The organism is Rhizobium sp. NLR8a, assembly GCF_019685235.1.
Lineage (GTDB): Bacteria > Pseudomonadota > Alphaproteobacteria > Rhizobiales > Rhizobiaceae > Rhizobium.
This window is the reverse complement of record NZ_JABDWI010000015.1, coordinates 196,939-209,096: the sequence shown is the minus strand read 5'-3', so window position 1 is coordinate 209,096 and position 12,158 is coordinate 196,939. Positions and strand designations below refer to the sequence as shown.

At 62.5% G+C, this 12,158-nt stretch carries 8 protein-coding genes; 6 read left to right on the top strand and 2 right to left on the bottom strand.

Annotated features, from left to right (window positions below; genetic code table 11):
- Positions 1 to 146 precede the first annotated feature (146 nt).
- Positions 147 to 494, bottom strand: a complete 348-nt coding sequence (locus HJC04_RS26690) for a response regulator (RefSeq protein ID WP_210628345.1) — start codon at positions 492 to 494, stop codon at positions 147 to 149.
- 271 nt (positions 495 to 765) lie between these two features.
- Between HJC04_RS26690 and HJC04_RS26685 the strand changes: the two genes are divergently transcribed.
- On the top strand, positions 766 to 2,412 hold the full coding sequence (locus HJC04_RS26685; RefSeq protein WP_210628344.1) for an ATP-binding protein: 1,647 nt from the start codon (positions 766 to 768) through the stop codon (positions 2,410 to 2,412).
- Positions 2,413 to 2,449: 37 nt separating this feature from the next.
- Here the strand turns inward: HJC04_RS26685 and HJC04_RS26680 are convergent, their stop codons facing one another.
- The gene (locus HJC04_RS26680) at positions 2,450 to 2,764 is read right to left on the bottom strand and encodes a DUF1236 domain-containing protein (RefSeq protein ID WP_210628343.1); all 315 of its coding nucleotides are present in this window, start codon (positions 2,762 to 2,764) and stop codon (positions 2,450 to 2,452) included.
- Between the two features lie 319 nt (positions 2,765 to 3,083).
- Between HJC04_RS26680 and bcsN the strand changes: the two genes are divergently transcribed.
- From bcsN to HJC04_RS26655, 5 genes are read left to right on the top strand one after another with little or no spacing between them, the layout of a single operon-like run.
- Positions 3,084 to 4,061, top strand: coding sequence for a cellulose biosynthesis protein BcsN (bcsN, locus tag HJC04_RS26675; RefSeq protein WP_221147493.1), 978 nt, complete (start codon positions 3,084 to 3,086; stop codon positions 4,059 to 4,061).
- A 54-nt stretch (positions 4,062 to 4,115) separates the two neighbouring features.
- A complete protein-coding gene (gene bcsA, locus HJC04_RS26670; RefSeq protein ID WP_221123462.1) occupies positions 4,116 to 6,308 on the top strand; it encodes a UDP-forming cellulose synthase catalytic subunit in 2,193 nt (730 codons plus the stop codon).
- A complete protein-coding gene (locus HJC04_RS26665) occupies positions 6,305 to 8,737 on the top strand; it encodes a cellulose biosynthesis cyclic di-GMP-binding regulatory protein BcsB (RefSeq protein WP_221123463.1) in 2,433 nt (810 codons plus the stop codon). Before bcsA ends, HJC04_RS26665 begins: the two co-directional genes overlap by 4 nt.
- Positions 8,734 to 9,780 (top strand): glycosyl hydrolase family 8, encoded by a 1,047-nt coding sequence (locus HJC04_RS26660; RefSeq protein ID WP_221123464.1) that lies wholly within the window; start codon positions 8,734 to 8,736, stop codon positions 9,778 to 9,780. The genes HJC04_RS26665 and HJC04_RS26660 overlap by 4 nt, the downstream gene beginning before the upstream one ends.
- Positions 9,777 to 12,122, top strand: coding sequence for a cellulose synthase (locus HJC04_RS26655; protein WP_221123465.1), 2,346 nt, complete (start codon positions 9,777 to 9,779; stop codon positions 12,120 to 12,122). Before HJC04_RS26660 ends, HJC04_RS26655 begins: the two co-directional genes overlap by 4 nt.
- Positions 12,123 to 12,158 lie beyond the last annotated feature (36 nt).

Here is a 12,158-nt window from a genome sequence, read left to right as displayed (position 1 = left end):
GCCAAATACGACCTCCTCATCAAAGCCGGCAAGCCGCCGAAGGTCGCCATCACAGCCATCATGCGAAAGATCATCCTGCTGGCAAACGCACTCCTGCGGAAAAACCAAAAATGGACACCAAAAGCCGTTTGATCAAAACGGATACTCTAGCTTTCGCAAAGCTGCCTCATCGCCTGTTCGAGCTCGCTGAGCTGGAACGGCTTTCGCAGCACCGGGAGCGCGCTGGGGCTGCTGCCTTCCGGGGCGCTGCCATACCCCGTTGCATAGAGATAGGGCTTGCCACGTTCATCGAGAAGCTTTGCGACCGGCAGCGAGCTCCGGCCGGCGAGGGAGACGTCGAGAATTGCAGCGTCGAATTCTGCATCCCTGGCGGTTGCGAGCGCCCGTTCCAGATCCGGTGCGCTCGCACAAACCCGATAGCCGAGATCGCTGAGCATGTCCTCGAGCAACATGGCGATCAGCGCATCGTCCTCGACGATGAATATGTCTTTCATGATCCCGTCCACCCATTCCCCTGCCGGGCATGAAGATTTATGTGGACCGCTTGCGAAGCTCGTCAAGACGCCACGCGCGGCGGTGGTAAAACTTGTCACACAAAACACTGCAGCGGTTTTGAAACGCCGATATGTGTAAACATAAAAGTCTAAGGCGCGGCAAGCGAATCTGGAGGATCGCGCCGCGCTTTGGAAACAGCATATTGCCCGGCGAAATTCGATGTGCAAAAGCTGGGATGTCGTTTTCGCGACGGCCGGGAAGGGGTGTGGAATGGATTTGTTGAGTGCCACGGATTGGCTGCGTCACAGGCCGGGCTATACCTATCCGCTGGCCGTTGCCTTCGTCGGCCTGACCTTTCTTCTGAGACTTGCCGCCAGTGATTATCTCTCCGGGTTTCCCTTCCTGAGCTTCCTTCCGGCGGTCTTGCTCGCAAGTTTCATGGGCGGCGCCGGGCCGGGCCTCGTGGCGGCCATGCTCGCCGGTTTCCTCGTCCAGCAGTTTTTCGTCGAACCGGACGATGCCTTCTGGCCGGTGAGCGCCGGCCAATGGATCGGACTTGCGACCTTTCTCATCAATGCGGTGATCATCATTGGCCTGATGGAGACGATTATTGTCGCCCATGGCAGGCAAAGTCGCCTCCGTAGCGAACTCAACAGCTTCAACGCGCGCCTTGAAGAAACGGTGGTGCAGCGCACTGCCGAACTCAGGCATGAGATGGAAGAGAATGCCGCCGCCCAGGCGCAGGTGCGACAATTGCAGAAGATGGAGACGATCGGTCAGCTCACTGGCGGCGTCGCCCATGATTTCAACAATATGCTGGCGATCATCATCGGCAATCTCGATCTCGCCCAGCGGCGGATGACCGGACATGAGGATCCCCGCCTGCTGAACTCCCTTCAGAATGCCAGAGACGGAGCCCAGCGGGCCGCGGTATTGACCGCACGGCTTCTGGCCTTCTCTCGCCAGCAGCCGCTGGCCCCCGAGGTGATTGATGTCAACAAGCTGGTCGGCGGCATGTCGGAGTTGCTGCGGCGCACGCTCGGCGAACATATCCGGATCGAGACCGTGCTTGCCGGTGGCCTCTGGCCGACCTTCGCCGATCTCAGCCAACTCGAAAACGCCATGCTGAACCTTTCCGTCAATGCGCGCGACGCCATGCCCGGCGGCGGTCATCTGACGATCGAGACCGCCAATACCGAACTTGACGAGCGATATTCGCGTATGCATTCGGAGGTCGAGGCGGGCCAATATGTGATGATCAGCATCACCGACACTGGCACCGGCATGTCGCCCGATGTAATCGACCGCGCCTTCGAGCCGTTTTACACCACCAAAGGACCCGGCAAGGGAACCGGTCTCGGGCTGAGCCAAGTCTACGGCTACATCAAACAGAGCGGCGGCCACATCAAGATCTATTCGGAGATCGACCGGGGAACGACGGTGAAGATTTATTTGCCGCGTCATGTCGGCAAGGCGGATGCCCGCCTGGCCGCCGCCGGCGCCCAGCCAATTCCCCAGGGAAGTGTCAACGATACTATCCTGGTAGTGGAGGACGACGAGCATGTCCGCACCATGACCGCCGAAAGCCTCCACGAACTCGGCTACAGCGTTTTGCAGGCGGCAAGTGGCGTGGAGGCGCTTCTCCTTTTGGAGGAGAATCCCGGCGTCGACCTGATCTTCACCGATATCGTTATGCCGCAGATGAGCGGACGTCAGCTTGCTGATGCCGTTCAAGAAAAATGGCCGGCGATCCGGGTCCTTTACACCACCGGTTACACGCGCAATGCCATTGTCCACAATGGCGTGCTCGACCATGGCGTTTCGCTGCTCGCCAAGCCATTCAGCCTGGAGCAACTCGCCCACAAGATCCGTGAACTCTTGAACGTGCCAGTCAACGCGGGAGATGAGGGGACGTGAAGTCGTGCAGGACTGCGCGTCTCCAGCCCCCAATCCCCTACTCGAGAATCTGGATCACGCGATGCGTCTTCGGCTCGACGATCACGCGCCGCTCGTTGACGACCGTATAGGCATAGCCATCGGCATTGGGCACGGTATGGACTTCAACGGTATCCGGCAGCGTCGCGCCAACGGTGATTTCGCCGTCATAGACGACGGATGGTGTGTTTTGCTCCATGACATAGGTGCGCACCTCCCCGGGCAGGACGACGGAGCCGGTTGGTGCCGGATCGGTGACAACCACGGTGCTCTGTGCGAAGGCGGCCGAGCAGATGGTCAGCATGGCGGCCGTAGCCAGCATGATCTTGCGCATGGGGTGTTCTCCTTTTTGAACTCTAGACCTCAGGGCAACGCCGGCCATACGGCATGGTTCCGCAACCGCCTTGATGTCCTGGCAGGGGCCAGCGCGCCGATTGTTTGTTGCTAAAGTGGTTTGTGCACCATACGGTTGAACCGTCCGAATCACGTTCAACGCGAGTCGTCTGGTGGCATCAGGGTCGGGCTCTTTACTCTTCGTTAACCATGTCGGCGATTTATGTCAGGCGAGCGGTCGGATGGCCGTTGATTCGACGGTCCGTCGCGTTTCGGTCTGCGAACGGATATCTGGAAAGACCATTACGGCGGCTCGAGACATGCGCTTGGGGAAGACGATATCGCTGTTGGCCGTGGCGGGTCTGATGGCCGGCTGCACGTCGACAGGCGGTGTGCGACAGCTTTCCGGACCGGAGACGGTGGCGCCTGAAAAGGCGCTGGTCCTGCCGCCGCCGGGCGGCCCGTCGATTGTCAGCGTCGTCGAGCGCAAGCGCGGCAATGGCGTCGAGCAGGCGATCTCGCTGTTCACCTCCTCTTCAGTAGCCGGCCAGAATTTTATCAAAGCTGAGTTCTTTGGCGCTTCCGGGAGAAATCCCGGGATGGGCAATGCCAGCTTCAGCATGATCAACGAGAGCGGCATTGCCCGCGAGGTAGCCCGTTCGGCTCCCGGCGTGCCGATGGCGACATCGGCGACCTTCCTGCAGAACACTTATGGCCCCTTCGGCTATGCCTCCGGCCGCAGCCGCGCCGGCGATACCTGCATTTATGCCTGGCAGCAGATCCGCTCGAGCGCGGCCGCCAATACCCAGGCGCGCAATTTCGGCATGATCCAGCTGCGCGTGCGCCTCTGTGACGCCCGCGCGACCGAGCGCCAGCTGCTCGGCGTCGTCTACGGCTATACCATCACCGGCACCTTCGACGGTCCGACCTGGAATCCGTACGGTAACCCGCCGCCCACCAGCGCGGCGCTCGGTCGTACCGGTGAACCGATCTACCCCGATGAGGGCGGATATCGCGCCAGCCCGATGCCGATCGGCTATGAGCCGGCGCCTGCCGTAGTCCGCCTGCCGCGGACAGCTCCGGTTCGCAGCGCCCCAAGCCAGCAACCGGCGCAGGGCGCTGCGCGCTTGCCCGCGCCCATCGGGCCGCACGTGCCGCTGCCGAGCGAGGCCCCACAGACGAACGCAGCGCCGGATCCGGCCGCGCCGCTGGAACAATCGGCAAGAGCAATCGGCGTCACCGTGCCCTCGCCGGACTGCATAGGCGACGCGGCCATGACGGCCGTCTGCCGGAGATAACGAGAATGCCAGCGGCCGAACGGTGCCCGGTGGAGCAATTTCGAAGGAACGTCGATGCGCAAAGCCCGCAGTGTCTTCATATGGGCCGTTGTTTCGCTCTGTATGATCGTGCTGATCACTCTGCCGGTTAATCTGCAGACTCAGCTCATCACCAGCATCACGGTCGTCACGGTGATGGCGCTGATTAAAATTCTGAAGGGCGAGGGGACATGGCGCCTGGTGGCGCTGGCCTTCGGCACGTCGATCGTGCTGCGCTACGTCTATTGGCGCACCACGAATACGCTGCCGCCGCTGAATCAGCCTGAGAATTTCATTCCCGGCTTGCTGCTCTACCTTGCCGAAATGTACAGCGTCGCGATGCTGGCGCTCAGCCTTTTCATCGTTGCCACGCCGCTCCCGCCGCGCCCGTCGCGTGCCGCCAATCCCGGTCGCTTGCCGCATGTCGATGTCTTCGTTCCCACCTATAACGAGGATGCCGGCCTTCTCGGAAACACGCTGGCTGCCGCCAAGGCGATGGACTATCCGGCCGACAAGCTGCATGTCTGGCTGCTCGACGACGGCGGCACCCTGCAGAAGCGCAATTCCGGCAAGTTGCTCGAGGCGCAGGCGGCGGCGGCCCGCCATATCGAGCTGAAGCAGCTCTGCCAGGATCTTGACGTCACCTATCTCACGCGCGACCGCAACGAGCATGCCAAGGCCGGCAATCTCAACAATGGTATGAAACATTCGACCGGCGAACTCATCGCCGTCTTCGACGCGGACCACGCGCCGGCCCGCGACTTCCTGATCGAGACCGTCGGCTATTTCGAAGACGACCCGAAGCTCTTTCTCGTCCAGACCCCGCATTTCTTCATCAATCCCGATCCGCTCGAACGCAATCTGCGCACTTTCGAAAAGATGCCGAGCGAGAATGAGATGTTCTACGGCATCATCCAGCGCGGCCTCGACAAATGGAATGCCGCCTTCTTCTGCGGTTCGGCCGCGGTTTTGAGCCGCAAGGCGCTCGAATCCCAGAACGGCTTTTCGGGCATTAGCATTACCGAGGATTGCGAGACGGCGCTGGCTCTCCATGGCAGCGGCTGGAACAGCATCTATGTCGACAAGCCGCTGATCGCCGGGCTGCAACCGGCCACCTTTGCAAGCTTCATCGGCCAGCGCAGCCGCTGGGCGCAGGGCATGATGCAGATCCTGCGCTTCCGCTTCCCGCTGTTCAAGCGCGGCCTGTCGATCCCGCAGCGCCTGTGCTATATGTCATCCACGCTTTTCTGGCTCTTTCCGTTCCCGCGCACGATCTTCCTGTTTGCGCCGCTCTTCTACCTGTTCTTCGATCTGGAAATCTTCACGGCCTCCGGCGGTGAATTCCTTGCCTATACGCTTGCCTATATGCTCGTGAATCTGATGATGCAGAACTACCTCTACGGATCCTTCCGCTGGCCCTGGATTTCCGAGCTTTACGAATATGTCCAGACGGTGCATCTGCTGCCGGCCGTCGTCTCGGTGATGCTCAATCCGAGGAAGCCGACCTTCAAGGTTACCGCCAAGGACGAATCGATCGCCGTCAGCCGCCTGTCGGAGATCAGCCGTCCCTTCTTCGTGATCTTTGCGGTGCAGATCATCGCGCTGATCATCACCTTCTACAGGATTTATGCCGAGCCCTATAAGGCCGACGTCACGCTTGTCGTCGGCGCGTGGAACATCATCAATCTGATCATGGCCGGCTGTGCGCTTGGTGTCGTGTCGGAACGCGGCGAGCGCGCTTTGTCCCGCCGCGTCCGCGTCAACCGGCGCTGCGAGTTTTACGCCAACGGCAAGTGGTATGCCGCCTCGATCGAGGACGTCTCCGTCCACGGTGCAAGGCTGCATATCTTCAACAAGCATCTCGATGAGCTGCTCGTCGGCGCCCCCGGCGAGATGCGCTTCCGGCCCTATAGCGGCGCAGATCTGGAAACCCTGCCGCTGATCGTCCGCAACATCGAGCCATCAGGCGATATCAGCAATGTCGGCTGTCAATACGTGCCGAAAAGCGCGCTTGATCATCGCCTCATCGCCGATCTGATGTTTGCCAATTCCGATCAGTGGACCCAGTTCCAGGAATCGCGCCGCCGCAATCCGGGCCTCATTCGCGGTACCATCTGGTTTCTCGGCCTGTCGCTCTATCAGACCAGCCGCGGCCTGGTTTACCTCTTCCGCAGCATGCGGCCGGAGCGGGAGGCGCAGCAGCGGGCGGCAAAGGTCAATGCCGGATGAGAAAGATCGTCGCCGCCGCGCTTCTCCTGTTGCATGCCCCCGCTGTCACCCAGGCGCAGACGGCGCCCTTCGATATGTCCGGCGAGCGGCCGCCCGGTGGGTCCACCGCCCCGAGATTGACGCCGCCCGCTCCGCCCGCAGCGGCGGCGCCGGTACCTGTCACGCCACCCATTTCCGTAACGCCCGCGCCCGTTCCCGCGCCGATCACTGCCGTGCCGCAGCCGGCGACGCCGGCGCCTCAGCCTGGCGCGGCGGCGAATGCCGCTTCGCAGCCGCGCCACCGCGATAGCAGGCGTTATCTTGTGCCCTTTTCGAAATTCAGCCTCAGCGGCGAATTTGACCGCCGGTCATGGTCTGTCTATCTGACGCCCGAGCAGGCGGCCGCCAAGGCAAGTTTCACCTTCGCTTACCAGAATTCGATCGTCGTCGCGCCTGAAGCTTCCGCGCTAACCGTCTATCTCAACAATCGTCCGATCGGCCAGCAGCGGGTCGGCTCGGCGGACGGCTCTTCCGCCGTCACTTTCGAGGTTCCCTCCGGCCTGCTGCAGCCGGGCGCCAATCTCGTGACCTTCCAGGCAGAGCAACGCCATCGCACCGATTGCAGCATCCAGTCCACCTATGAATTATGGTCGAATATCGATCCGGCCGGAACCTTTCTGAGCTTTGCCGGCGGGAATGCCGCGGAGCTTTCGAGTGCCGACGCGATCCGCGCCATCGGCGTCGATGGCGCCGGCAGGACAGAGTTCGATATCGTCGTCCCGGCGCTGGAGCAGCCGGGGACGACCAAGCCATTGTTGCGGCTGGCACAGGGTTTGTCGGTGCTGAGCAGCATGCCGAACCAAATATTTGCCTTCAACACCGCCTCCCTTGCAGCCGCCGGTCCTGGCAAGCTCGGGGTCCTCGTCGGGACCGCCGCGGAGCTGCGGCCGTTCTTTCCCAGCCTGCCGCCCGGCGCCGAAAGCGCGCCGCTGGCCGCTTTCGTGATCGATCCGCGCAGCGGTTCGCCGGTGCTGCTGATCAGCGGTCCTTCCTGGCAAGCGGTTTCCTCGGCGATCGATACCATTGTGTCGCCAACGGACAGGTCCGCAGATGTCCGCCGCGATGCACTGACCACCGAGCGCTGGAGCGCGCCGAATGCGCCGCTGGTTTTTTCCGACACCAGCATCGCCCTCTCCCAACTCGGCGTGAAGACCACGGAATTTTCCGGCCGGCGGTTGCGCGCCAGTTTCAATGTCGCCGTGCCGGCCGACTTCTATGCCAATGCCTATGGCGAGGCGAAGGTGCTGCTCGATGCCGCCTATACCGACAATGTGCTGCCCGGCAGCCATATCGATATCTACGTCAACGACAACATCGCCTCCACCGTACCGCTTACCTCGACCACCGGCGGCATTCTCCGTCATCTGCCGATCCGCGTGACGATGCGCCACTTCAAACCCGGCCTCAATACGATTGGGATCGAGACGATCCTGATGACGAAAAACGATACAGCTTGCGCTCCCGGTGCTACCGCCGGCGCCAGTCCCCGTTTTGCCCTGTTCGACACGTCCGAAGTGCACATTCCGGATTTTGCCCGCGTCGGGCAGCGTCCGAACCTGGCCGCCATGTCCGGCACGGCTTATCCCTACAGCCGGGCGACGGAGCCGACGCCGCTGTTCATCGATCGCGTCGATGCCGATACGCTTTCGGCCGCCGCTACGCTCCTTGGTCAGATGGCGGTAATGGCCGGTCATCCGATCGCCGTCGAAACCGTGGCTTCGCCGAATACGATCGGCGATCGGGACGCCATCTTTATCGGCTCGATTTCGCAGATGCCGGCAACCGCGCTGACGCAGGCCAACATCTCGGCGGCGAGCCAAGCCTCATGGCGTCCGGTCGCCGACCCGCAGCCAGGCGTCGTCGATACCGGCACGGCCTTCGAGGAGTGGAATTCCAAGGTGGGCGGCGGTATCTTGCGCAGCCGCATCACTGCCTTCCGTGAATGGCTGGGGCGCAATTTCGATATCACCCGCAGTTCGCTGCAGTTCATCCCCGTCGCCGAGAAGGTCTTCACCCCGTCCAACGCCGACACCCTCATGATTGCGCAGGGCTCCAGCCCCCTGGGAGAGGGTTCGTGGACCGTGGTGGCAGCACCCTCGGCGAAGGATCTGCGCGAAGGGCTCGAGGTGCTGACCGGTCAGCTGAACTGGCCGCAGATGTCCGGGCATATCACCACCTATTCGAGCAAGACGGGCAAGATCGATACCGTGCCCGTCACCCGCTTCGATTTCGTCGCGTCCACGCCTTGGTCGATCGCCAATTACCGCTTGATCGCCGCAAACTGGTTGTCGACGAACATCCTCTCCTATGCTTCGCTGCTCGTCGTCTTCGTGCTGCTGATCGGCGTCGCTACCTCGCGCATGCTAAAAACGCTGGGTCGGTCCAAATGAGGTGGTGGTGCGTGCTTCTGCTTGCGGCGACGACTGCGTTCGCCCCCGCAGGCCCGTCCGCCGCCGCACAGCAGGCGATGATCAATGCCGATGCGTGGTCCGCCTACAAGGCGAAGTTTCTCGATGCGAGCGGCCGGATCATCGATAACGGCAACAGCAATATCAGCCACAGCGAAGGGCAGGGCTACGGCATGCTGCTCGCTTATCTCTCGGCAAGCCCCGCGGATTTCGAGCAGATCTGGTATTTTACCCGCACCGAGTTGCTGTTGCGCGACGATGGCCTGGCCGTCTGGAAATGGGATCCCAACGTCAAGCCGCACGTGACCGATACCAATAATGCCTCGGATGGCGACATATTGATCGCCTATGCTCTGGCGCTTGCCGGCACCGCATGGAAGCGCAACGACTATATCCTCGCCGCCTCTCGCATGGCGCAGGCGCTGCTTGCCGAAGCCGTCGTCCGCTCGGCGGGCCGGACCCTGCTGATGCCGGGCAGCGCAGGTTTTGGAGCCGCCGATCGTGACGACGGTCCTGTCGTCAATCCTTCCTACTGGATTTACGAGGCAATGCCTGTCATGGCGGCGCTTGCTCCCTCCGATGCCTGGAAAGAGCTGTCGGACGATGGCGTAGCGCTGTTGAAGACGATGCAGTTCGGTCCGCGCAAGCTTCCTGCCGAATGGGTCAGTCTCAGTGGCCCACCGCGACCGGCAGAGGGTTTCGATGCCGAATTTGCCTATAATGCCCTTCGCATCCCGCTCTATCTCGCGCGCGGCGGCATCACGGATAAGGCGCTGTTGAACCGCCTGCGAACGGGGATGTCGCAGAATGGCGTTCCGGCCACCATCGATCTGACCACAGGCCGGCCGAAGACCGTGTTGCTGGACCCGGGTTATAGAATTGTTAACGATGTTGTGGCCTGTGTAGTCGACGGGACCAGGCTGCCGGTCTCGGCTCTGCAATTCGCACCCACACTCTATTTTCCGTCCACGCTTCAATTGCTGGGGCTGGCCTATATCGGGGAGAAGCATCCGGAGTGTCTGTGAAATCTTCTCTCGTGGCGATTTCAGCGGCAGTCGTGGTGGCGACCCTCATCACCGGGCTGAAGGATCGTGGCGCCCTGCAGCAAAATTTAGGCCTCGGCTCTGCAGCCAGGCCGGCGCCGGAGCTGCTGCTGATGGGTCGCATCAAGCCGGACGACGCTCCCGCGGGCAATTCCGAATTCAATGCCGAGACCGTCGCCGACAAGATCGAAGCGATCACTTCGTCGCCGCCACCGGCACCGGGCAGCGGTGAGCCAGCACCACAACCCGACGTCCCCCGGACAGCTGCAGAGCCGACTCCGGTCGCACCGCCGATCGTCTCCAATCCGCCAGCGCCTCAACGGGCCGCCGCGTCCGCGCCGCCTGCCGTCGATGAAAGCGCGCTTCGCTATTTTGCCAGCCGCGGCGACAAAGTGCGCCTGCAGGCTGAAATCTCCCGCCTTCAGGCGCTTTATCCAAACTGGGTTCCGCCGGCCGATCCGCTTGCCGTGCCGCAAAACGGCGACAAGCAGCTCGAGGCTATGTGGAAGCTTTATTCCGATGGCCGCTATGCGGAGTTGCGCAAAGCGATCGCCGACCGCCAGGCTGCCGACGCCGGGTGGCAGCCACCGGCCGATCTGCTCGAGCGGCTTGGTGTCGCCGAAGCCCGCTCTCGCCTCATCAATGCTTCGGACCTCAAGCAATATGCGACCGTGGTCGAAATCGCCGCCGCGACGCCGAGCCTGCTCACCTGCAGCGAGGTCGACGTGCTCTGGCGTGTCGCCGAGGCCTTCATCCGGACGGAGAGGCCGCAGCGCGGGCAGGATGCTTATGCCTATATCCTGAAGAACTGCACCGACGCTGCCGAACGGCAGGCGACGGTCGAAAAAGCCTCGACGCTGCTTGACTACCAGCCGATGCAGGCGCTGCTGGCGCTGGAAGAGCCAGCTGTCGACGGCAGCAGGGAATTCGATGCAATTCGTGATAATCTTGCCCGACGCTTCGTCGCTGAAAGCAATGACGATCCGAAGCTCGCCATCGCGCCGAATTATATCGCTCACCTCGAAAAGCTCGCCGAAAGCCAGGGGCTGGCCTCCGATGCGCTGCTGCTCGGCTGGCACCAGCTTCGCCGCAACAATCCTGCCGATGCCGAAAAGTGGTTTCGTGCCGCCCGCGACAGGGAGGATACGGCGGCCGCCTCGCAGGGGTTGGCGCTGGCGCTGATCGCCCGCAAGGCGCCTCAGGAAGCCGAGGACGTGATGTTCCGCTGGCGCGCCGTTTCCGATGATGCGACCGCGACCTATCTTGCCGCTACCGCCAATCTGATGGCGCTGCAGCCGCCGGCCGATCTCAGCGAGGACGTGCTTCATCGGATCGCAGCCGAGGTCATCGCCCGGAAATATGTGCCGACGGCGCAGCAGTTCGGCTGGTATGCCCGTTCTCTCAACCAGTTCCAGACTGCCGCGCGCTGGTTCGAAACCGCGCTTGCCTGGAAACCGGATGACGAACCGTCCGCCTATGGCCTTGCCGTCACGCGTGAGCAGCTGAACGACCGCAAGGGTGTCCTCGACCTCCAGCGCGGCTGGGCCGGCCGGTCGGCGCGCATCGCCAATCTTCAGGACACTTCCTTGTCGGTATCGAGCGCCGATACGCAGTCCGCGAAGGCGCCGCTCGCGCCGCAGCAGCCGGACCAGCCGGTAGAGACGCCGCAGCGTTCGGCCGCTTCCATGGCGCCGCTTCCGGCCGAGCCGGAAGCTATGCAGCAGCCGGAACCGGAAGTCGCCATCCGCGCCGCAAGGCCGGCGATGCAGACGGTGACTGTCAAGCGCGGTCCGCGCCAGGCGCGGGACTGCTCGACGACCATCGACGCATCACGACTCGGGCCCGGCGAGGCGCTGTCGCGCGGCTGGTGCCTGATGGATATTAACCGGCCGATGGAGGCGGTCTCGGCGTTCGAGACGGCGTTGCAGAGCCCGGTCCGCAAGATCCGCGAAGACGCAGCCTATGGTCAGAGCCTCGCCTATCTGCGCGCCGGTCTTTCCGGCAATGCTGCCGTTGCGGCAACCAAGGCGCCGCAGAGCCGCCAGCGCGCTGCCGAACTGCAGGTGGCGATCCTCGCTGATCGCGCCTTGTCGGCCTTCGACGCGGGGCGTTACCGTGAAACCCTCATCTATCTCGATCAGCGCGCCCAGCTGCAGCAGGAGCGGATCGATCTGATGGTTCTGCGCGGCTACTGCTATCTCAATCTGAAAATGTACGATGACGCGATGCGAATCTTCGAAGCCGCCGCTGCGACCGGCAATCGCGACGCCGCACGTGGTCTGGCCGATGTTCGCAACGTCACGCATCCTGATGTCAACGACTGACGTTGACGCCGTCGCTGCTCTCGGCTACTCGCCTGC